The 20754-nt window shown below is 41.8% G+C and carries 21 protein-coding genes; 9 read left to right on the top strand and 12 right to left on the bottom strand.

Annotation, left to right across the window (positions count from 1 at the left end; genetic code table 11):
* Window positions 1-42 precede the first annotated feature (42 nt).
* Window positions 43-654 (top strand): NAD(P)H-dependent oxidoreductase, encoded by a 612-nt coding sequence (locus FGL37_RS01415; protein WP_028070083.1) that lies wholly within the window; start codon window positions 43-45, stop codon window positions 652-654.
* 100 nt (window positions 655-754) lie between these two features.
* On the opposite strand, the gene FGL37_RS01410 is transcribed toward FGL37_RS01415, so the two are convergent.
* The 3 genes from FGL37_RS01410 to FGL37_RS01400 form a co-directional block, all read right to left on the bottom strand.
* Complete coding sequence (locus tag FGL37_RS01410; protein ID WP_138096647.1) at window positions 755-1081, bottom strand: hypothetical protein; 327 nt, start codon at window positions 1079-1081, stop codon at window positions 755-757.
* Between the two features lie 127 nt (window positions 1082-1208).
* A complete protein-coding gene (locus FGL37_RS01405; RefSeq protein ID WP_037533341.1) occupies window positions 1209-1748 on the bottom strand; it encodes a GNAT family N-acetyltransferase in 540 nt (179 codons plus the stop codon).
* Window positions 1749-1967: 219 nt separating this feature from the next.
* Entirely contained in the window at window positions 1968-2840 is an 873-nt protein-coding gene (locus FGL37_RS01400) for a DMT family transporter (RefSeq protein WP_028070087.1), read from the bottom strand.
* Window positions 2841-2932: 92 nt separating this feature from the next.
* On the opposite strand from FGL37_RS01400, the gene FGL37_RS01395 reads away from it, so the two are divergent.
* Together FGL37_RS01395 and FGL37_RS01390 are read left to right on the top strand one after the other, a co-directional pair.
* Entirely contained in the window at window positions 2933-4375 is a 1443-nt protein-coding gene (locus FGL37_RS01395; protein ID WP_028070088.1) for an aminotransferase-like domain-containing protein, read from the top strand.
* Window positions 4376-4635: 260 nt separating this feature from the next.
* The gene (locus tag FGL37_RS01390; protein WP_028070089.1) at window positions 4636-7101 is read left to right on the top strand and encodes a glutaminase family protein; all 2466 of its coding nucleotides are present in this window, start codon (window positions 4636-4638) and stop codon (window positions 7099-7101) included.
* Window positions 7102-7238: 137 nt separating this feature from the next.
* Here FGL37_RS01390 and FGL37_RS01385 read toward each other — a convergent pair whose 3' ends face one another.
* Window positions 7239-9158 carry a sensor histidine kinase gene (locus tag FGL37_RS01385; protein WP_051606898.1) on the bottom strand — a complete coding sequence of 640 codons (1920 nt, stop codon included), beginning with the start codon at window positions 9156-9158 and terminating at the stop codon, window positions 7239-7241.
* Entirely contained in the window at window positions 9155-9898 is a 744-nt protein-coding gene (locus tag FGL37_RS01380) for a LytR/AlgR family response regulator transcription factor (RefSeq protein WP_028070091.1), read from the bottom strand. Before FGL37_RS01380 ends, FGL37_RS01385 begins: the two co-directional genes overlap by 4 nt.
* A gap of 258 nt (window positions 9899-10156) precedes the next feature.
* Here FGL37_RS01380 and FGL37_RS01375 point away from each other — a divergent pair, with 258 nt between their 5' ends.
* From FGL37_RS01375 to FGL37_RS01365, 3 genes are all read left to right on the top strand, one after another.
* Window positions 10157-10807, top strand: a complete 651-nt coding sequence (locus FGL37_RS01375; protein ID WP_051606900.1) for a Pr6Pr family membrane protein — start codon at window positions 10157-10159, stop codon at window positions 10805-10807.
* A gap of 131 nt (window positions 10808-10938) precedes the next feature.
* The gene (locus FGL37_RS01370; RefSeq protein WP_138096645.1) at window positions 10939-11481 is read left to right on the top strand and encodes a hypothetical protein; all 543 of its coding nucleotides are present in this window, start codon (window positions 10939-10941) and stop codon (window positions 11479-11481) included.
* Window positions 11482-11584: 103 nt separating this feature from the next.
* Window positions 11585-11989 carry a VOC family protein gene (locus tag FGL37_RS01365; RefSeq protein WP_028070094.1) on the top strand — a complete coding sequence of 135 codons (405 nt, stop codon included), beginning with the start codon at window positions 11585-11587 and terminating at the stop codon, window positions 11987-11989.
* A gap of 77 nt (window positions 11990-12066) precedes the next feature.
* On the opposite strand, the gene FGL37_RS01360 is transcribed toward FGL37_RS01365, so the two are convergent.
* Both FGL37_RS01360 and FGL37_RS01355 read right to left on the bottom strand, forming a co-directional pair.
* Window positions 12067-12693 (bottom strand): HPP family protein, encoded by a 627-nt coding sequence (locus FGL37_RS01360; protein ID WP_028070095.1) that lies wholly within the window; start codon window positions 12691-12693, stop codon window positions 12067-12069.
* A gap of 315 nt (window positions 12694-13008) precedes the next feature.
* Window positions 13009-13578, bottom strand: coding sequence for a GNAT family N-acetyltransferase (locus tag FGL37_RS01355; RefSeq protein ID WP_028070096.1), 570 nt, complete (start codon window positions 13576-13578; stop codon window positions 13009-13011).
* A gap of 347 nt (window positions 13579-13925) precedes the next feature.
* Here FGL37_RS01355 and FGL37_RS01350 point away from each other — a divergent pair, with 347 nt between their 5' ends.
* Complete coding sequence (locus tag FGL37_RS01350; RefSeq protein ID WP_028070097.1) at window positions 13926-15659, top strand: hypothetical protein; 1734 nt, start codon at window positions 13926-13928, stop codon at window positions 15657-15659.
* 71 nt (window positions 15660-15730) lie between these two features.
* Here FGL37_RS01350 and FGL37_RS01345 read toward each other — a convergent pair whose 3' ends face one another.
* Complete coding sequence (locus FGL37_RS01345; RefSeq protein WP_028070098.1) at window positions 15731-16414, bottom strand: YceI family protein; 684 nt, start codon at window positions 16412-16414, stop codon at window positions 15731-15733.
* Window positions 16415-16632: 218 nt separating this feature from the next.
* Here FGL37_RS01345 and FGL37_RS01340 point away from each other — a divergent pair, with 218 nt between their 5' ends.
* A complete protein-coding gene (locus tag FGL37_RS01340) occupies window positions 16633-17004 on the top strand; it encodes a winged helix-turn-helix transcriptional regulator (RefSeq protein WP_028070099.1) in 372 nt (123 codons plus the stop codon).
* A gap of 53 nt (window positions 17005-17057) precedes the next feature.
* Here the strand turns inward: FGL37_RS01340 and FGL37_RS01335 are convergent, their stop codons facing one another.
* Window positions 17058-17426: a response regulator gene (locus tag FGL37_RS01335; RefSeq protein ID WP_028070100.1), complete on the bottom strand. Its 369-nt coding sequence runs from the start codon at window positions 17424-17426 to the stop codon at window positions 17058-17060.
* Window positions 17427-17433: 7 nt separating this feature from the next.
* Window positions 17434-18954: a PAS domain-containing protein gene (locus FGL37_RS01330; RefSeq protein ID WP_037533430.1), complete on the bottom strand. Its 1521-nt coding sequence runs from the start codon at window positions 18952-18954 to the stop codon at window positions 17434-17436.
* 307 nt (window positions 18955-19261) lie between these two features.
* On the opposite strand from FGL37_RS01330, the gene FGL37_RS01325 reads away from it, so the two are divergent.
* Window positions 19262-19732, top strand: coding sequence for a ferritin-like domain-containing protein (locus tag FGL37_RS01325; RefSeq protein ID WP_028070102.1), 471 nt, complete (start codon window positions 19262-19264; stop codon window positions 19730-19732).
* A gap of 91 nt (window positions 19733-19823) precedes the next feature.
* Here FGL37_RS01325 and FGL37_RS01320 read toward each other — a convergent pair whose 3' ends face one another.
* Both FGL37_RS01320 and FGL37_RS01315 read right to left on the bottom strand, forming a co-directional pair.
* Window positions 19824-20192, bottom strand: a complete 369-nt coding sequence (locus tag FGL37_RS01320; RefSeq protein WP_028070103.1) for a response regulator — start codon at window positions 20190-20192, stop codon at window positions 19824-19826.
* Window positions 20193-20348: 156 nt separating this feature from the next.
* On the bottom strand, window positions 20349-20741 hold the full coding sequence (locus tag FGL37_RS01315) for a hypothetical protein (RefSeq protein ID WP_028070104.1): 393 nt from the start codon (window positions 20739-20741) through the stop codon (window positions 20349-20351).
* Window positions 20742-20754: the final 13 nt, after the last annotated feature.

The raw sequence follows: 20754 nt of genomic DNA, 5'->3' as shown, positions 1-20754 counted from the left end.
AATATGATAGAAATTTGTGGTATAAATAATAAAAATAATAGAATGAACATATTTATTATCAATGGCGGACAGGAATTCGCCCACTCAGGTGGTACTTTCAATGCTACCATCACAAATTGGACGGTACAAACTTTGTTGAACTATGGTTTTGAAACACGGGTGACTAACGTCAATGATACATTTGATCCGATGCTTGAAGTGGAAAATTTTAAATGGGCAGACATCATTGTTTATCACTTTCCCGTTTGGTGGTTTCAGGTGCCTAATCGTTTGAAGCTTTATATCGACGAGGTGTTTACGGCGGGACATAACAATGGCATCTATAAAAATGACGGGCGTTCGCGTAGAAATCCAGCTATAAATTACGGTCGGGGTGGTCTAATGCACGGTAAAAAATACTTTGTGACAACAAGTTGGAATGCTCCAGATACAGCTTTTACGCTAGAAGGTGAGTTTTTTGATCAACGTCCGGTGGATGAAGGGATCTTATTTGGCTTTCACAAAATGAATCAATTTGCTGGATTGGAGCATATAGGCAGTTTTCATTTTCATGACATGGAGAAAGGAGCGACGCAAGAACGTGTGACGCTTTACGAAAGGGATTATAAGCAGTATCTGGAAGCAGCGATTGAACTTGAAAATCAACTATTATGAGCATTATAACGCCGGTGCCTGCACACGGGGACAAGGTGGTTTTAGTATTGAACAATAGGAACAATTGGTTGTGGCAAGCGGTAGGAGACTGGGTTGTATTCTACTCAGCCCGTGTTACCATAATAATTTTATGTGTTTCTTTTTCCACCCCTAAATGGAGTCTGGTCTTTTGATGGTAGCTTTTTTGCAAGAGGTCCATTTGCCCGGTTGTGGTCCGTTTATCTTTTTGATCGAACCAGAAGGAGGCGGCCATTATGCCGATCTGAATACGGTAAGTTGAATCCTGCTCTGGTACAATCTGTTCGATCACTTGGTTTTCGTACCAGATCAGATTCTTGTCGTTTCTTTTGACGGAGCAGGACAAAAGAAGCAGCATGGCTATGCCTGCAGTTCCCAGTTTTGGTAAGCACTGTCGTATATTTTTCATCAATGCGCCTTTTGGGACTAAATTTACGATTTTTTGTCTATTCGACGGCCGTATCCGTGATTCTCCATTAAAATCTGCCCTCATTTTATAACCGTGGCCGGAGGTACGCTGGCGCCCGAAAATAAAATTAGTTGGTACCCACATTTTTTTTCATCATAATATCTGTTTGTTCATCATCTCCTAGTCTAAAAATATGCTTATCGAAGGCTACAAAGCCGTTCTTTTCATAGAAGCGAATGGCCCGGTGATTTTCTTCCCAGACGCCGAGCCATATTGACTGGGCTTTCATTTGGTGCGCAATTTCTATTGCTTTTTCAAGTAAAAGCTGGCCTATCTTCAAGCCCTGGAATTTCTGCAGCACATAGATTCGTTCAATCTCGAGTGTATGTTCATGTTGCAATTCTGTTTGCGCATGGCCAGTATTGATTTTAAGATACCCAACAATCTGATTTTGATGTTGCGCAAAATAGAATACTGAACCGTCCGTGTTCATCTCCGACAATAATTTTTCTTTGGAAAATCCTTCGTTTAGGTATCTTTCCATATTATCCACGGTATTAACTTCCGAAAAGGTTTCAACAAAGGTCTTTTTACCTATAGCCTGTAATCGGGCGACATCCTTGAACGATGCCTTTATGATCGTTATTTTATGTGTATTCTTGTTCATTGACTGTATACTGTTTTCTTATGGTCTATTTATACCACTTCATCTTATCAACCACGTAGATCCAAATCTAAGATTAAAAAAAAGGTGATCGCTGGTCCAGCTTTAATAAAGTTAACAGTCCAGTGTATTTGTTGCAAAAAGCGCTGGCTAAGTTCTGTCTGCCATATATTGAAGTATAGCTTTGGCAAGTTGGTTGCTAGGGCATGCTGTCCAATTGCGTTAAGCAAATTTTTTTGCCCCGCCAACACAACCGATCACACCGAGGGTTACAAATAGCATACCTATACCGACTTCTTCATGCAATATGCCGGCTGCCAGGGACAGGCCAAAAAATGGCTGCAGAAGCTGCAGCTGCCCAACAGATGCGATTCCGCCCTGTGCTAAGCCTTTATACCAAAAGACAAATCCAATAAACATACTGAAGAACGAAACATAAGCCAGGCCTGTCCAGGCCCCAATGCTAACTTGGGCTACAGAGGTAGGATAATAGAGAAAACTCAGGGGAATAGCAATGGGTAAAGATAAGATCAGTGCCCAGGAAATAACCTGCCAGCCACCTAGCGTTTTCGAAAGCTTACCACCTTCCGCATAGCCTAGTCCGCAAAGTATAGTGGCCAGCAACATCAGGAGATCTCCGATTGAAGAAGATACACCTTGCATCAGTGCGTAACTCACAACCAAAGAGCTCCCCAGTATCGAAAAGACCCAGAATATAGGGCGAGGCCGCTCTCCTCCACGAAAAATGCCAAAAATTGCTGTGGAAAGCGGAAGGATACCCACAAACACAATGGAATGTGCCGAGGTCACATACAATAATGCCAATGCACTCAACAATGGAAAGCCGATGACTACTCCAAGTGAAACGATGCCGAGAGACAGCAGCTGTGTTTTGTCGGGAAATTTTTCCTTTGTGATCAATAACACAATCAGCGCCAACACTCCAGCGATGGAGGCGCGGGCTACAGTAACGAAAAGCGGATCTAGATGCAGAACGGCTATTCGTGTGGCAGGTAATGAACCGCTAAATATCATGACGCCGATTAATCCATTCAGCCAGCCATTGGATAGTCTTAAGTTGCTATTGTTGCTCATTGCTTGATCTTTATGTACAAATCTTCGTAATATTTATGGTTGGATACAGTTACAGTTTTTGCTTATTGAATGGATACAGTTATCTTTATAAGATGGAGAAGGTTTTTATATACAGTGCATTAGCTCAAAATATAGCGGATAAAATCAGAAATGGTGTTTTAAAACCCCACGAGCGTTTACCGTCTGTGCGTATGTTGAGCAGGCAACATGGCATTAGTCTGAATACAGCCAAGCGAGTTTTCTTGGCATTGGAGGCTCAATCCCTCATTTATGTAAAACCGCAGTCCGGCTATTTTGTAAGCGCATTGCAAGTGCGAAAGTTGGAGCTGCCTGAAGTCAACAAGGCCTTGCTCACAGAAGAGGGCGTTGAACCCTATGAACTGATTGATCATGTGTATGCTACAATGGGGGATAAAGACCTGACTTTATTCTCTATTGGAGTTCCGGCTGCGGAATTATTGCCTGTAGCCAAACTCAAAAAAGAGATTGCTTTAGCAACGAGAATATTGGATGGCGGCGGGGCTGCTTATGAGCCTTTACAAGGCAACTTGAAACTGCGGAGGATGATTGCTGCTCGTTCACGTACGTGGGGTGGCACATTGACTGCAGACGAGGTGATTACAACAAATGGCTGTATGCACGCACTATCGCTGTGTCTGATGGCTTTGACGAAACCCGGCGATACGATTGCCCTGGAGAGCCCCTGTTACCCGGGTATCCTGCAACTAGTCGTTAGTTTGAGGCTTCGGGTGATTGAGCTGACTACCGATCCCGTCCTGGGTATTGACCTTCTTGCGCTTGAAGGTCTGCTACCGCATATTGATGTCTGTCTGCTTGTCCCCAATTTCAATACACCGCTGGGGTATTGTATGCCCGAAGAAAACAAGAAAGCATTAGTTAAATTGCTTGCTAGGTATGCTGTACCGCTTATCGAAGACGACACTTATGGGGACATTTATTTTGGCCGGGAGCGTCCAAAATGCTGTAAGACATTTGACAAGGATGGTCATGTGCTGTGGTGTGGCTCGGTATCCAAAACATTGGCTCCCGGGTATCGTGTCGGCTGGGTATCAGCAGGAAAATATAAGGATCAGATTCTCCGGCTAAAGCTAGTTCATGCTCTGGCCTCAACGTCGTTAATCCATGAAGCTGTGGGCAATTTTTTAATGACTGGCAGATACGATCATCACCTGAATAGTCTTCGCAGAACGCTCTTGGAGAATTATCAACGTTTTGCGGATGTGATTGCGACATATTTTCCGGAGGGAACCCGGATAAGCAGACCTCAAGGCGGACTTGCGCTCTGGATCGAATTTCCAAAAGGTATAGATACTGCAAAACTGTATTATTACGCACTGAGGAAGAAAATAAGTATTGCTCCGGGGAGGATGTTTACCTTGCAAAATCAATATCAAAATTGTATGCGGCTATGTATGGGGCTTCCATGGACAGAACATCTGCGGTTTCAGCTTGAACAGCTTGGAGTGCTAGCAAAGGTATTGTTGGATGCACATAATAAAAGCTTATCTGTCTAGAAATGGTCTCACAAAATGGTGAGGTCATGTAAGTTAATGGGACTGAGCTGCGAGGGTAGACCAGGCGGAAAAATAATATGATATAAATTGGCTGTAAAATGATACAATGCGGCAATCCAGATATAGTTATTTACAACGTAATTTGTGATTACATTACGGCTCTCCTCCTACATAGATGTTTCGATAGGCTAGGCATGGGAGATGACAGTGTGGTCAGATACTCATAAATGGAATTAAAACCCTTTTACAAACCTTATAAGATGAACAAACTCGGAAAACTGAACATGTGCTTTATACTAGCTTGTTTAGTAAGTTTTTTTACTGTACGTGCGCAGGAGAGAAAAGCCCCTGCCTATCCATTAATTACACACAATCCAAATTTTAGCATCTGGTCAATGACCGACCAGCTCAATGCATCGACTACCAGGCATTGGACCGACGCCGATCATTCCTTATTAGGACTGATCAGTGTTGACGGGCATCTCTATCGCTTTTTGGGGCAGGAAGAACCGAATTATAAGAGTATCCTGCCGACCGCAGAAGAACAACCCTATACTGTGCAATATACTGAAGTAAAGCCCGACGGCAATTGGCTTTCGGCTTCCTATCAGGCAGATGGATGGAAATCTGGAACTGCACCAATCGGAGATGATGAAAAGCAGGTAAAGACGCTTTGGAAATCGGATGCCATTTGGGCGCGGCGCACATTTCAGGTAGACGATCCACAACGTATCAACGAACTTTTCCTGAAACTAAACCACGATGACAACGTCGAGGTGTTTCTGAACGGGAAAAAAATCTATCAGAAGACGGGTTGGACAAACTCTTTTGAGTATTTACCTATTGATAAAAACGATCTGAACGCTGGAGAAAATCAGCTAGCGATCTATTTACGCAATACTGCAGGCGGGCGTTATCTGGATTTCGGCCTGGTGGACAGGCTGAAGGAGAGCGGTCCTAAAGTAGAGCTGGCAGTACAGAAAGATGTGGAGATTACGGCAACACGGACTATTTATAATTTTCAGGCGGGCAAGATCGACCTGAAGTTAAGTTTTACTTCCCCACTCTTGCTGGATGATCTAAAGCTCCTGTCGAGGCCAGTATCCTATATCAGTTATCAAGTAAAATCAAACGATGGAAAGCAACACGCTGTCAAAGTTTTTCTCAGTGCCTCAACCAATATTGCCGTGTATAAACCGTCGCAGGAGGTGCTCGCCGAAAAATATGAAACCGCAGACATGTCAATTCTAAAGGCTGGGACAACCGAACAGCCTGTATTGCAGAAGGGAGCCGATGACATGCGAATAGACTGGGGGTATTTTTACGTGGCGTCGCCTAAAAAGGATGCTGTACGTCAGTTTGTAAGTTCTGGCGCTGAGGCAATTGATCTTTTTAGGAAAGATGGAGCTGCTGTAGCAAAGCTGAAAGGAACATCATTGGCATTAAATACGATAATACCCTTCGGGACAGTGGGAAAAAAAGAGGTAGAGCGCTTTGTTGAGCTGGGGTACGATGAGGTCTTTGCTATTCAATATTTCAACAACAATTTAAGGCCCTGGTGGAATAATTCGGGGACGGAGACGTTCGAAAACCAGCTTGCGGCGGCGGCTACAGATTACCAAAGGGTTATGGATAAATGTATCGCTTTTGACAGGGCCGTATATGCTGGCGCGGTAAAATCTGGAGGTGAAGGCTATGCACATCTGACGACATTGGCTTATCGTCAGAGTATAGCAGCGCATACTTTGGTAAAGAGCCCCGAAAACGAATTGCTTTGGCTTTCTAAAGAGAATAATAGTGGAGGTTTTATCAATACTGTTGACGTGACCTATCCTTCGGCACCGCTTTATCTTATCTATAACCCTGAACTGCTAAAAGGGATGTTGAATGGTATTTTCTACTTTAGTGAAAGCGGTAAATACCCTCATCCTTGGGCGGCACATGATCTGGGAACGTATCCAAAGGCCAATGGACAGACCTATGGTGAGCCGATGCCTGTTGAGGAATCTGGGAATATGATTATTTTGACCGCGGCGATTACAAAGGTTCAACGCGATGGCAGTTATGCACGAAAACACTGGAAAACACTTACTGACTGGGTCGATTACCTCGTAAAAGAGGGCTTTGATCCCAAAACACAATTGTGCACCGATGACTTTGCCGGTCACCTTGCGCGCAATGCGAATTTATCGGTCAAGGCTATCGTCGGCATTGCATGCTACGCGCAAATGGCGGATGCTATCGGCGAACTGGAAACTGCAAAAAAATACCGCGCTATTGCCGAGCAGATGGTGCCAAAGTGGATGGAGATGGCCGACGCTGGCGATCATTATGCGTTGACTTTCGATGACAAAAATACTTGGAGCCAAAAATATAATTTGATATGGGACAAAGTTTTAGGTCTTAACCTGTTCCCGCAAGAAGTATATAATAAAGAGATCAAATACTATCTCACTAAGCAAAATAAATTTGGTATTCCCTTAGATAGCCGGAAAGCCTATACAAAAAATGACTGGATTCTGTGGACGGCGACATTTGCACCTACACGGGCGGAATTTGAAGCTTTGGTGCAGCCTGTATATAAGCATGCGCTTCAAACAACATCACGCGTTCCGCTGAATGATTTTTATGATGCGAATACAGGTGTACGAGAGAATTTCAAAGCACGTAGTGTGGTCGGTGGATTCTATATGAAAATGCTCCTGGATAGATTAACGAAGAAATAATCATAGAGAAGCCGGTACAGTATATTTGGCTCTGATCCCATAAAAATCGTTTATTTCATTGTTAGACAGCTGTTTACGGTCATCTCACGGCGTATAGTCAATTACCATGAGATCAATGCTGCACGGCTCCTGAGTACTTAGGACGTAATGGGAATTGTCAGAGCGACAAGTGTGCCACCCTCATCTCTTTTGGTGATTTTTATGGACGCTTTCTGGCCTAACAGCTGTATGCGTTCGTGGCTGATTGTTCCGGAAAGCGAGCGGTGGGTCCTATCTGAAGGTTCACATGTGGACTTGCCGCTATCTGTGATTTCAACATATAATACATCATCCAGTACCTGGAAAAGGATCTCAAGCTGCCCGTTACCTGCATCTAAATCCACACCGTGGAGAATAGCATTTTCCACATAGGGCTGAATGAGCATCGGAGGTAGCATAATGGCGCTGAGGTCCTGATCTTCGGGCTGTACAATCGTATAGGTGAAGGTCTCCTCAAACCGCATCCGTTGTAATGACAGATAATTTTCAAGTGCATCGATTTCCTCATTTAACGGAACCAGATTTTCGCGGCTTAATTCAAGATTGCTCCGAAGGAGGCGGCTGAAGCGATTTAGATACTTAATCGCACTTTCCTTTTTGTCTAGTCGGACAAAGCTCTGTACCGCTGCCAGGGTATTGAAAATGAAATGCGGCTCCATCTGTGTACGTAATAATTGTTGCTGTAACAGTACTTTTTCTTTCGCCTGTCTTATGCGCCGCTGGCGGGATCTATAGTATAGGAACGACAATGTGACGGCCAATAAAATAAGAGTCAGTGAGGAAACAGCCAACCATAGCTGGTTTTGTTGAAGCTGGAGTTTATTGATCTTAATATTTTCGTTCAGCAGACGAATGGACTGATCTTTGGCCTGAAGCTGGTAGAGCGCGTTCATTTCAGCGATAGCCTGCGTGTTTTCCGATTGATAAATGTCTTTCTGTAGCTGAACGACGGTGTTAAGTACGCTCAGAGCTTCATCTTTTTTACCTTGCAGACGAAATAGTTCGGCAGAACTTTTTTGAAATAGAATCTCGTTATTGGGAAAGATAAGTTTCGGAAAATGGGACCTTAGCTTTTTTGCTTTCATCAGGAATTGCGCTGCGGCTGCGGGCTTTTTGAAAAGCACGTATATAGCCGAAACGTTGCAGTAGTTTACAAAAAGGTTGTTAAGCAGGACAGTTGATTGCACTATCTTGCTCTGTTGTTCGTCTATTGCTATTTTCAGTAGTTGATAATGCAGTAGTGAATCTTGTTGTTCTGTAGTTTCAAAATACTGGATTTTTGAATCATACAGAAAGCTGATATTATATTTGTCAGGATATTTCTGATGGAGTTGTTCGAGCTTATGTAAGTAGGGGGCCATATCTTGCGCAGGTCGGTGCAACGCATTTAATGTCTGTATCATCTGCACATATACCCGCTGATGAATAATATGTCCTGCAGGAAGTGACTCCGATAGGGGGATTGCAGCCAGATTCATCTTTTCAGCAAGATTGTATTGGAAGGTGCTGAGGTTATTTTGTGCAGCAGACAGCAGCATGGCAGATTTTGCTTCGGATGACAGACCAGTTGTTGTGTCCGACAACACTATTGCGGCTGCTTTGTTGTAATAAAAGCCCGCTTCTCTTTCCTTTGCTTCCATACTGCGGATATTGCCTACACCATTATAAATAAGTGCTTTATATTTGAGGTTGCCCGAGGTTGGTTCAATAATTTCCAGCGCCTGTTCGATAAATATATTGGCAGAGTCCTGCTGAAGCATTGCATATAGTCGAGCGAGGTTATATTTCACTGTAGCCGACAGCACAGTGTCCTTTTTTACAAGGGGACTATGATTAAGGAGCAACCAGGCTTTTTTGAGTGAATCGCCATTGTGAGCAGTCAATTTTATCTCCTCCAGCTGTTCAACCGCTGTTGAAATGCTATCCGGGGCGGAGGTTAAGAAGGCAGATCTATTGCTGCATGCAATTATATAAAATCCCGTCAGCAGGACGATTGCAGACTGTAGAAAATATTTCATTTTTCGGGGAAAAGCTGGTTTAAAATGACGTTTTTCCTACGCGAAGAGATAGGTATCTCTTCTTTATTTTTCAGGACGATATACTCCGAACGGTTTACACCGGTGATGTATTTCCGGTTTACGAGATAGGACTGATGCGTACGTAAAAAATAAGGAGAAGGCAATAGTTCCTCATAATATTTGAGCGGCCTTGATATCAGCTCTTTTGTTCCATCATTGAGGAAAAAGAAGGTATACGGGCCATCTCCCTTACAATAAAGAATATCATGCACGGCCACAATCCGCACTTGATGAATCGATGTTAGCGCAATATTATCTGGTAATTCGACGCCGTGCATTGCGCTGTTTGCCATCGAAAGTTGGCGCATCCATTGCGGATTATTCTCACTTCGGCGGCGATAACGTTGTAATGCTTCTTTAAGTTCATCCTGGTCAATGGGCTTCAACAGATAGTCTAATGCCCCATATTTAATCGCTTTGATTGCGTAATGATTGTACGCCGTGATAAATATGACATTCTGCGGGATGGAGGTCAGCTTCCTTAACAGATCGAAAGCAGTGCCATCGCGAAGCTGTATATCCATTAAGGCTATATTTGGTTGCTTTTCTTCCATTAGCTTTATCGCTGTTGTCACGCTGTCAGCCCAGCCAACGACCTCAATATCTTTTTCCTGTTCTAAAAGATAAGCTATTTCTTTGCGAATCGCAGGTTCGTCTTCTATGATGGCTACTGTTATCATCTTTAATTTTTCTGTTCGGTAAAAATAATAATTGTGAGTAAAGAAATGCTATTGATTTGCAATTTGCATTATTTCGATTGCGGGATGATTGTTAAATTCACCATTCGCATAACTATAGACGGCTTTAAGCCGTAAAAATAAAGTCGATGACCTAGGCAGAATCGTGGTTTACAGTCGTGGAAAAACCAAAAACTGTCCTCTGACCAATGGATTGTATGTGGAAAATATTTATATTAGAATGTGCGTAGCTGATTAATTATGCTGTATCGAAATCGATCAAAGTTAATTTTTGCTGCGACTATCGGAGCGTTGGCGTGGTTCGCACTAATCATGCAGTTTGTAATGGGCTTGCGGGGGGCGAACGTAAGCGGCGCGGCATATGTCGTGCGGTTTTTTAGTTACTTTACTGTACTTAGCAATGCATTGGTTGCTTTACATTGTAGCTATGTTGTTTTCTCACCAAAGCATCGTCAGGAGCGTTTTCTTGATAGCCCTGCGGTGGTAACTGCCATCACGTTATACATAGTGATTGTAGGTCTTATTTATAATGCTGTGCTGCGTTTTTTGGTGCAGCCACAAGGACTGCTGAAATTGGTGGATGAGTTGCTGCATGTTGTGATTCCCTGTTTGTTCTTTTTCTATTGGTGGAGTTTTGCTGAAAAACGTAGCTTGAATTGGAAATTGGTTTGCTATTGGCTGTTATTTCCACTGGTTTATTTATTATATACATTGAGTCATGGTGTGTTGTCCGACTTTTATCCTTATCCTTTCGTAGACGTGACAGAGTTGGGTATCCAACATGTTTTGCTCAACAGCCTCGTGATTACTTTTGTTTTTTTAGCTGTCGGCCTGCTGTTGATCTCATTGACCCGGTGGAAAGGGAGGTATAGAAATAAAGATGAAAAATAAGAAACTGTAGAGCAGTGCGCATTGTTATATCAACAAAAGTAAAGATCGGCGTATTAAGAAGCTTACATAACTTGGACAAAAAGTCCCACGCTGTTTAGCTTTCGATTTTTGGCATTGGTGTCGGATGATAGATGACTTTAAAAATATTTAGCATGGTTATACGATTTCTTGTTTGTACATACTTTATATTCAGTACGCTTTGCGTTATAGGTCAAGTTAATATAGATAAAATGCGAGCTGATTATGCAAAAGCCGTAAAGAATAAAAAACTATGTGAAGCCAACCTGAAAACGCTGGAATCGTCCGCAAGTACGGCGACGGAAAAAGGTTATCTAGCTGCTTATGAAATTCTTTGGGCGAAACACATGGGAAACCCTTTTTCAAAGTTGGGGCAATTTAAAAAAGGGAAAAAGTTATTGGAGTCCGTTATTATAAAATACCCAGACAATGTCGATCTGCGCTTCATTCGTTGGAGTGTTCAGACGCACGCACCTTCATTCCTCAATTATCACAAAGACAGGCTTCGCGATAAGCAATTTTTGGTGAAAAATTTACGGAAATTGCCCGACCCAGAAGCTCGAAAAATTATTTATACGTATTTGAAGGATGCCAATAGCTATCTTAAGGGAGAGCATATCTTTTCCCCGGAAGAACTGGCGGAACTTTCCAAGTGATGCGTATTCGAGTTATTTTCTTCACTTCTTGGCATATGCTAAGCTTTTTCTTGCCTGTAATTCGCAAATTTGATGTATCAGTAACAATTAAAATTTTTAAAAGATGAAACAGGTATTTATTAATCTCGCTGTAGCCGATGTCAACAGATCAATGGACTTTTATACGCAGTTGGGATTTGAAAATAATCCACAATTTTCGGATAACGATGGGAAATGTATGGTTTGGAGCGAGCATATCTTTGTGATGCTGCTTTCGCATGACAAATTCAGGACCTTTACAAACAAACCTCTGGCGGACACAAGAGATCATATTTCCGGATTATTCGCGCTATCGGTAGAGAGTGTATCCCGCGTAAATGAGATTGTCGAAAAGGGACTGAAAGCCGGTGGTATCGAACCTATGCCGATGCTTGACCATGGGTTTATGCAGGTAAGAAAAATAGAAGATTATGACGGCCATACCTGGGAAATATTTTATATGGATATGAGCAAGTTGCCTGCTTCGTAATATTACCGATGGGAAAAATAGTTTCGCTTTCTCATTGGCCGTTATTGTCATTTGATGGTATATCAGTTTTTAAAAGGTTAGGAGGATGGACTCGCCGTTTGCTTGATGCGTTCAAATCTCTTTTTCAGATGTTCTCTTCTTGATCTGCGTAAACGCGACATTTTAACAGGATAGTGGCGGTTTTTGGTAATATTATTAAACAAAAGTGCCACGACAAATAAAATGAGGCAACCTGAAAGTACGGGGCTCAGTACGTACCAGTAGCCCATGGATGAGATCTTGGTTCCGCTACTTACGGCGATTAAAGCTGTAGCGCCACCGGGAGGGTGTAATGTCCGGGTATGCTGCATGCAGACAATCGACAGAGCCACCGCAAAAGGGGCGGTGAGCCATATAATATCTGGAAGAATTTGGGCTACGGTTACACCGGCAAGTGCCGAAACCACATGCCCGCCGATCAAGTTTCGGGGCTGAGCAAGCGGGCTTTGTATAGCTCCATATACCAGAACAGAAGAGGCTCCAAAGGATCCAATCAAAAAGATATTCTCCAGAGCGGGCAGGTGGAGCGACTGAATCAAAGCAATGATAAATATGCCAACAAAAGCACCAACGAATGACCAAAAATGTTCCCACGGATCAACTAATGTTTCGCGGTAAATCACATATCTATAAATCCTTAGCTGTCTATGAAATTGATTTTTCATTTTATTTTGCAAATTTACAAGCAGAATAAATTGCTTGTGTGAGCAATCTATTCGGATTCTTGTACTATTTATAAATTAAAAGATGCCTTTATTGTATTTCCCTTTTTTTGCAATCTTTCGGGTATTGCGATCTAACTCCATTATTTGGATAAGCTAAAGTTCCCTTATTGTATTTTTGCTCTGGTTTAGATCGAAAATTTTCCGGAGCAAAAATACAAAAAGCATAGCTGTATATAACAACACTTTTAATTTAATTGTAACTTTTGTCCCCATCGGAATTTGGAGCGTATGGCCTATGTTATCGTAGGACAATATCTAAAGGAGTGAAATGTGCATATGGTAATATGCAGCACCCATAAGGTAGGTCTTATGGCCTGGTTTAAAGCCCAGCCGTTCATAAAGCTTCTGTGCACTGGGGTTTTTCAGATCCACTAATAGGCCCACTTGTTGATATCCGGAACGCTGAGCATAGTTGACGGCATGCGTCAATAATTCAGTCCCTATTCCTTTGCCTCTGGCCAATGGTGAAACGGCAATTGAATCAATATAATATTCATGTCCTGTGGTTTCAGCTTCAGGAACAAGATCGTTTTCATATAGGCGTTGTATTAAGTCCAGAACAGGCTGACGCAATTGGGTAAAATGGTCGCCGTTGTATCCTGTCAATGTCCCCAAGACTGTCCCTGCATCATCCACGGCTACGAACGTATTTTCGTAACTATATAAGTTCTTTGACTCGACAAAAAGTTGTGTCAGAAATCGAATCGCTTCTTCTTTGTTGTGCTGTCGTATATACCGGAAGACGATATCTTCCATTGCTTGTAACATGATGCTGGGCACGGATGCCGCATCATTTTGTTCTGCTGGTCTAATTGTCAAATACATCTTTAAGGCTGTTGTATTTACTAAGGTAACAAATCGCTTATTTTCCTCCTAATCGATGAGAAACTTGCTTCTCGCGCCGACCACAAGTACGGTTTAACTGCGTTTTCCAAGGGAGGGGGAATAGACTGCATAATGTCAAGGATGTAAAGGATACAATACAATTTTAATGATATATCTGTTTTTCTTAAAAGGATAATGCTTATATTTATGGGCGAGGACTGGGTATGGATACATGCTCAGTGAGTCATATTAGCCTTTACAAAAATATTTACGATTATAGTACTCTGCTCGTGTAGGGATTTGTTTCGTGTTTGTTTTTGTCCTTTATATTTGAAGCAACCTTAACGATGAAAATTTATGTAATACATAGCCTCGTGTTCCTGATTCTTTCTGTGGTCAGCAGCTGTATTGCCGTAGGGCAGTCTGTTTCTCAGATTAAACAGATCGAAGCGCCCGTTCGGCGATTAGAAGCTGTGCTGCAGTTACCCGTAAATTTTGGAACAGATACCGCGCGATTAAGAAAGGCATGGGAGCCCATTTTAGCACTGGCAATCAGCGAAGCTGATGTGCGGTTGAAATGGGCCTATTATATGCGTATGGCTGACGGATATTCAATTGCGTTTGACGATGTTAATCCTGCTTCGGATGCTTGTTATCGTTTGGCGGAACAATTGCTGCATGGGTCTGAGCAGACAGAGTTGCAAATGCTGGGGTATGTTCGGCAGGGTTATTATAATTATGTCTATAGAAAAGTAAAGGAAGCGTTCCCTTTTTTTTTGCGGGCTAATGATTTAAAAGCTAAGATCAATATCCATAACCTACCTTTGGTGGTAAAACATTATCAGTTTATAGCAAATTTTTATAGCTATATCGGGGATCAGCGGAGTGCAGTGCAGTATTTAAAGGACGCGCTCCCTTTTTCGAAAGCTGCATCAAGGCCGCGTATCGATTTGATTAACGCTATAGCTGTTTATCTTGCGAAGGACTCAATCAACGATCAGGCGCGAAGCTACTTTAAGAAAGCGATGCAGGAAGCAAGACTGGCCAAAGATTCAGTATGGATTGGAATAATTTCAGGAAATCTGGGTGAGCAGGCTTGGAAAGCCGGTGACAGGCTAAAGGCCATTGCATTAATGGAACAGAATATCGATCTTTCCACCCGTTATAATGAAAGTAAGGATGCCATGCGCGCAAATTTAAATTTGGCAAGGTGGTATGTTGTACTCAGCGAGTGGCAATTGGCCCAGAAGTATGTTGCTGCCGGGGCACAGTTGTTGGAAGAAAAACCCTACTACCTGCAGTACAGAATGGACGTGGCCAAATTACGCTCAGATATTGCCCGTGGACTGGGGCAGCAGACTGAAGAACTTAAGCAACTGCGTTTATATCTCTTATTGAAAGACTCCTTGGAAACACGAATAAATGATAAGGCGATCCAGAAAGCTATTTGGCAGCGGGAGACAGAACGTTATGACCGGGCGATTCGGGATACGGAAGAAAAAAGGTTACAGACAAAACGTATTTATCAATTTCTTGCCGTTTTTCTGTTACTGATGTTCGTAATTGTTCTGCTACTTATTAACAGATCAAAGACGAAAATAAAGATGCAGCATGCTATTGTGGAGAAGGATAGGCTAACTCTAACTTACGAAAAACAGTTGGTCGATCAGGAGCTTAGCATTTTGAGAAATTCCTTGGAAGAGTTTACCGAAACTATCAAAAAGAATGATACCCTCATCCAGCAGCTAAGACAGGAAATTGAAATCGCGTCACAACGTGATCCGGAATATATTGCTCAAATATCAGATACCTTGAGCAATATGCTTCAGTCGCATATTATGACTGACGAACGGTGGCTTAAATTTAAACATGTATTTGATAAGGTCTACCCGAGATATTTAACACAAATGAAGGAGACCTATCCACGAATAACAGATAATGACTTACGCATACTTGCGCTTCAAAAGCTGGGTTTGAACAACTCAAGTATGAGTGAGCTCTTGTGTGTTTCAGCCGAGGCTATTAAAAAAGCGAAACAGCGGCTAAAGAAAAAAATGGAAGTCGAGGCGAAGAAGGGATAAAAAAATAAGTAGGCTCCTTGAAGCCTACTTATTCGTATTAATCGAATAATTATTACCTGGTTACGGGTGCTTTATTTGCTTGATTTTGCAACAACATTAAGTTCGATATCCACATTCTGGGCGATCATCCAGTCTTGCGGATTACCTTCGGTACCATAAGTAAGTCCCCAGTCTTGTCTCTGAATAGTAAATTTCGAATAGAAATTTACTTCGTCACCATTGAAAGTGATTTTGGCAGGGAAGGTAACGTTTACTGTTTTGTCTTTGATCGTTAGATTACCACTAACCGTATTTGTTGCATCAGCCACAACGCTTTTTTCTTTTGTAGCGTCAAATGGGGCGACTTTGGTAATTTCAAATTTTGCTGTAGGGTATTTAGCGGTATCGAAGAAGTCTGCGCTCTTTAAGTGAGCATCCAGATCGGTCGATTTTTTACCGCCGGCTGTTGTAGGATCTACTGAAGCCGTATCGGTAAGGATGGAGTTGACGTCGATTGTGAAGGTACCGCCAGTAATCTGATTGTTTTCTGCAGAAAGGGTTCCTTCGCTTTTTAAGATTCCATAGCGAGGATTTAAGCCCCCTTTATGATAACCTGTCCATTTCAAACTACTTTTGTCCGCTTCTACGGTATAGGTCTGTCCTTTTTGCTCGGTTACTTCCTGCGCCGTTGTTGTAGTTGCTTTATCGCCGTTTGTGTTCTGGCAGGAGGCCAAAAGAAGGATAACAGCTAAACCTGAGATTAATTGTTTTTTCATCTTTGTCGTTTTATTTTTATGTGTTTTTATCGTTTTGTTGTCTGCGTATCGACGGGCATCAATCATGCCAATTTCATCTCTTTGTAATGTGTCGACACAAAGGTAACTTATAGATAGTTTATTTTAGGTATTAGTTTCCTTAAGGAAACTACTTTCCTTTTGGAAAGTAGTTTAAAACTCTTCAATTCAGTATTTTTGTAGAAAATAGATCAAAGCGTATGAAAAAAGAGGCGAGCCTAAGTACCTCTGATGTGTGTAAAACAAGGGTGCTGGCGATAAAGGATGCGATGGAAATCTTAGCAGGCAAATGGAAGTTCCATATTATCGGCACACTGATGTTGGTCGACAAGCTGCGGTTTATGGAATTGTTGCGCGAAGTGGAGGGGATCGGCGCCAAGATGTTGTCAAAGGAGCTGCAGGACTTGGAAATGAATCATCTGATTAGAAGGACTGTATTACATACAAAGCCGCTCACTGTCGAGTATGAGCTGACTGAATGTGGAAAAACACTGGGGCCGATTATTGAAGAGATCGCAAAGTGGGGCATTACGTATAGAAGCACCCTGTATAATAAAAGTGAGGAGATGTGATTTTTGATTAATAATACTTTTCTATTCTGTTGGTAGCACATCACAGATAAACCTTATTGTTCTGGTATAGCCTGTTTAATGATAGTGATTAGTTCATCCATATCAAAAGGTTTGGGAAGGAATAGGTCAGCTCCTGCTCCGGAAGCAACTTCCTCACCATCACGGCTAGCCGATATACAGAGTATAAAAATATTTTTTAATTCGTCACTGTTTCGGATTTTTCTGATCAACTGATCTCCCGAAATAATGGGCATCCATAGGTCGACTATGATCAGGTCGGGTTTCGATTCACGTATTTTCTCAAAGGCATTGACGCTATCGGTTTCCACAATTGGGGCAAAACCATAATATTCTAACACTAATTCGAGCATATCCGTAATACCTTTATCATCATCGCAGATGAATATTTTCTTTTGATTCATATAATTTTTAAGTGTTTGGGAGAATAAAACTAAATGTCGACCCCTGACCTACTTTACTGTCGACCCATAGTTCTCCGTGATGCTGTTTTATAATTTCTTGGCAAATATATAGGCCGATGCCCATTCCTGCTATTTTTTGCTTGATGTCGCTGACACGATAAAATCGTTCGAAGATCTTTTTTTGGTCCTCGCTGGCGATACCTAAACCGTAATCTGTGACCGAAAATTTAATATGGCCGTTCACCTCGGTTAAATGTACATCAACGCGGTCCGCCTGCGGTGAATATTTAATCGCATTTGAAATTAAGTTTGCAACGACCTGATTCAGTTTGGTTTCGTCGCCATTATATATGATATTATGGGCAGCTGTTAGAAAAATCTGATGCTGGTCCGTGTTAAACTGTAGCTGTTCGATGGCTTCTTGAACCATTTTTGAAAAATCAAACTTTTTATGGTGTACGTCGAGCTTTCCAGATTGTATTTTAGACACCTCCAATAGCTCTATCATAAGCTTATTGAGCCGTTCGATCTGAATATCGGATTTTTGGATTATTTCTGCAAGCTTTCCATTATCCTGAGGTAGGAATTTTTTAACCATCTGTATATAACCTTTGAGAGCCGTTAGTGGTGTTTTCAATTCATGGCTTGCTATGGATAGAAAATCGTCCTTTCTTTTCTCGATTGAGCGGCGCTCTGTAATGTCATCAATCGCCAACAGGATCCGGTCTTTATACTGCCCTTCGAGCTCAACACGATGCGCATTTAAAAGCATGGTTTTTCTGCCGATATGAGGAAAGTCGTGTTCTACTTCGAAATCCAGTACCGGATTGTTGGTCGGCAGAATTGTTTCGAGCAACTGGCGCAGATCGTCAATATCCCACTGTCTATTTCCGAGGTCAAAAAGCAGTTTTCCAATAGTTTCGGTAGCACTCACTTTAAATGTTCTTAGAAAGGACGCATTGACCGTCAATACACGTAAATTCGGGTCAAGAACGACAAGACTCTCACGGATGGTCTGAATAACGCTTTCTAAATATTCTTCGTTTTGTCTAAGGCTTTCCGTACGCTGTTTAATTTTTTCTTCCGTTTGCTGCCGCTCAAGTTCAAGTTTTTCCTCGGCCTGTTTCCGACGGGTAATGTCATTTTGAACACCTATAAAATGCGTCACTTCCCCCTGATCATTTTTGATTGGCGCTATAGAAAGCTCGTTCCAGAAAAGTTGGCCATCTTTGCGGTAATTTTTAATTTCTATAGTCAGATTTTCCCCATTTCTTATGGCTTCAGCTATTATCGCACGGGCAGGCTGCTCTCGGTCTGCAGACTGTAAAAAGCGACAGTTGTGCCCTACGATGTCGTCGTAACCATATCCTGTAAGGCGCTCGAAAGCTTTATTGCTATAGATTATCGGGTTGTCGGGAAGCCGATTGTCTGTAATGATAATACCGGCGGAACTGGCGTCAACTGCGCTATAAATCAAAGGCAGCACATCCTCTTCAACAGTTTCATTTATATTTTCTTTATTTGACATATCCAATGACTCTTTGATGAACACCGTTTGCTGTTTAATGACGGTTAGCATAAGAACCGCTTATCGTACAATTTAGTTTATAGTAAATCACCTTACTTGTTTAGCTCCCTACAACTCGTTTTACTTTTGCCCTTTGCCTTAGGTTAATTACCGAATGATTGTGCTGTACCATCCTCATCGCCTCAACGGTCTGAGTTTGGTAAATGCTCGTAATAATACCGAGATGGTGTTTTAAATACTTGATTTAATTAATGCTCGAACTAATAGAGCATTCTCTTTGTCCTTCAGAAAAGAACATCGCAGGGTTATGGACATACAAATAAACAATCCAGCCATCATCAATGACCTGATTAAAATCAACAATGATCGGATTGAAGGTTATAAGGATGCGCTAACGTTGGCAAAAAAATTGGAGATCCGCGATTTAGATGAAATTTTCAGACGCCATATTGCGCAATCTGAACAGTTTGTAGCGGAGCTGTCGCCATATGATAGGCTTGCTGGTAAAGAGCCTTCTGAAGATACTATGATAAGCGGAAAGCTCTTTCGTTTATGGATGAGCATTAAAGTTAGCATATCGGGCAACGACAGGAAAAGTTTACTCGAAAGCTGTGAAAAAGGAGAAGATGCTTTCAAGGAAAGCTATCAAAGAACCCTGGCTGAGGATAGTGACCAAATATCGGTAAATGTGACGAATTTAATAAGAATGCAATTAAACAAACAGTTAGATGCCTATAATACAATCAAGGTGATGCGTGAAAACGAGCTTGATAATTGACGATACGTATTTCCATATTTTTATAAGTGATTCAGTTGAGTAAGGGGGAAGCATTCCCCTTTACTATTTACGCGTAAGTTTAGCGTTCTTATTATGAACAACAAAGCAGATCGGCGACCATGTTCTCTAAGTCTTCCAGATTAAATGGTTTTGCCAAATAGCTGTCCGCACCAGCCTGCAGGGCGAGTTGCTCAATATCGGTATTTGCAGAAAGGTAGATAACAGGGATATCGCGGAAGGTTGGGTGTGACTTGAGAAGTCGTGTAGCCTCTATTCCACCAATCTTTGGAATCCAATTGTCCATCAATATAAGATCTGGTTGCACTGCTTCCACTTTTTCTATGATATCGTGAGAGGTTTCTGATACTTCAACATGGTAACCGTTTGTTTCGAGAATAATCGAACATATTTCAAGAACATGCCTATCATCGTCGAGCATAAGTATTGTTTTATTTGCCATCTTACCGTGTTTTTGAAAAAAGGTTCGGCTAAATTAACAAAAAATAAATACGAGCATCATGGGTAAAATACGGGTTTTGTTTCGGGTAAAAAATACGCTTTTTTGTTCATATGTCAAGATCAGGCGCTTATATCTAATCTGTTCCGTGCATTATTACTAAATGAAAAAGTTAAATTTCCGGCACCAGTCGAAGAATTGTGCCAAGGTCGATTGGTTCAATCCTTCCATAGCAAAGATTTTGTAAGGATAAGGTATGGAATCGGTGTAAATTCCATCGTTTGCAACAATCAATGCAGGGATGTTTTGAGGTACCTGATTAAAGTAGGTACATATGATAGAATGATGAGTAGCAAAGAGAGTCTCTATGCTATTATGCTGAAGTACTAATGAGACCGTATAGTCAAATTGCTTCGCGTCTATCTCTTTACAGTTACAGATGATATTGCTTGCGATAAAGACGTCGTTTCCATTGTCCCATAAGAAGTTTGCTAGCTCAAAAAACAGCTCATTCGTTGGTTGGCCCGCGGGGTCGGCCATAAAATATTTCATTATCGATTACTTT

The sequence above is a fragment of the Sphingobacterium thalpophilum genome (genome assembly GCF_901482695.1).
Taxonomy (GTDB): domain Bacteria; phylum Bacteroidota; class Bacteroidia; order Sphingobacteriales; family Sphingobacteriaceae; genus Sphingobacterium; species Sphingobacterium thalpophilum.
Note: the sequence above shows the minus strand (reverse complement) of the source record. Positions and strands in the feature narration are given on the sequence as shown.

Bases quoted from the DNA above. Each gene is read 5' to 3' on its own strand.
- FGL37_RS01415 (WP_028070083.1), top strand. From the start codon at position 43: ATGAACATATTTATTATCAATGGCGGACAGGAATTCGCCCACTCAGGT.
- FGL37_RS01340 (WP_028070099.1), top strand. From the start codon at position 16,633: ATGAAAAAAGAGGCGAGCCTAAGTACCTCTGATGTGTGTAAAACAAGG.
- FGL37_RS01380 (WP_028070091.1), bottom strand. From the start codon at position 9,898: ATGATAACAGTAGCCATCATAGAAGACGAACCTGCGATTCGCAAAGAA.
- FGL37_RS01320 (WP_028070103.1), bottom strand. From the start codon at position 20,192: ATGGCAAATAAAACAATACTTATGCTCGACGATGATAGGCATGTTCTT.
- FGL37_RS01325 (WP_028070102.1), top strand. From the start codon at position 19,262: ATGGACATACAAATAAACAATCCAGCCATCATCAATGACCTGATTAAA.
- FGL37_RS01395 (WP_028070088.1), top strand. From the start codon at position 2,933: ATGGAGAAGGTTTTTATATACAGTGCATTAGCTCAAAATATAGCGGAT.
- FGL37_RS01355 (WP_028070096.1), bottom strand. From the start codon at position 13,578: ATGTATTTGACAATTAGACCAGCAGAACAAAATGATGCGGCATCCGTG.
- FGL37_RS01385 (WP_051606898.1), bottom strand. From the start codon at position 9,158: ATGAAATATTTTCTACAGTCTGCAATCGTCCTGCTGACGGGATTTTAT.
- FGL37_RS01390 (WP_028070089.1), top strand. From the start codon at position 4,636: ATGAACAAACTCGGAAAACTGAACATGTGCTTTATACTAGCTTGTTTA.
- FGL37_RS01375 (WP_051606900.1), top strand. From the start codon at position 10,157: ATGCTGTATCGAAATCGATCAAAGTTAATTTTTGCTGCGACTATCGGA.
- FGL37_RS01370 (WP_138096645.1), top strand. From the start codon at position 10,939: ATGACTTTAAAAATATTTAGCATGGTTATACGATTTCTTGTTTGTACA.
- FGL37_RS01315 (WP_028070104.1), bottom strand. From the start codon at position 20,741: ATGAAATATTTTATGGCCGACCCCGCGGGCCAACCAACGAATGAGCTG.
- FGL37_RS01365 (WP_028070094.1), top strand. From the start codon at position 11,585: ATGAAACAGGTATTTATTAATCTCGCTGTAGCCGATGTCAACAGATCA.
- FGL37_RS01360 (WP_028070095.1), bottom strand. From the start codon at position 12,693: ATGAAAAATCAATTTCATAGACAGCTAAGGATTTATAGATATGTGATT.
- FGL37_RS01400 (WP_028070087.1), bottom strand. From the start codon at position 2,840: ATGAGCAACAATAGCAACTTAAGACTATCCAATGGCTGGCTGAATGGA.
- FGL37_RS01330 (WP_037533430.1), bottom strand. From the start codon at position 18,954: ATGTCAAATAAAGAAAATATAAATGAAACTGTTGAAGAGGATGTGCTG.
- FGL37_RS01350 (WP_028070097.1), top strand. From the start codon at position 13,926: ATGAAAATTTATGTAATACATAGCCTCGTGTTCCTGATTCTTTCTGTG.
- FGL37_RS01335 (WP_028070100.1), bottom strand. From the start codon at position 17,426: ATGAATCAAAAGAAAATATTCATCTGCGATGATGATAAAGGTATTACG.
- FGL37_RS01345 (WP_028070098.1), bottom strand. From the start codon at position 16,414: ATGAAAAAACAATTAATCTCAGGTTTAGCTGTTATCCTTCTTTTGGCC.
- FGL37_RS01410 (WP_138096647.1), bottom strand. From the start codon at position 1,081: ATGAAAAATATACGACAGTGCTTACCAAAACTGGGAACTGCAGGCATA.
- FGL37_RS01405 (WP_037533341.1), bottom strand. From the start codon at position 1,748: ATGAACAAGAATACACATAAAATAACGATCATAAAGGCATCGTTCAAG.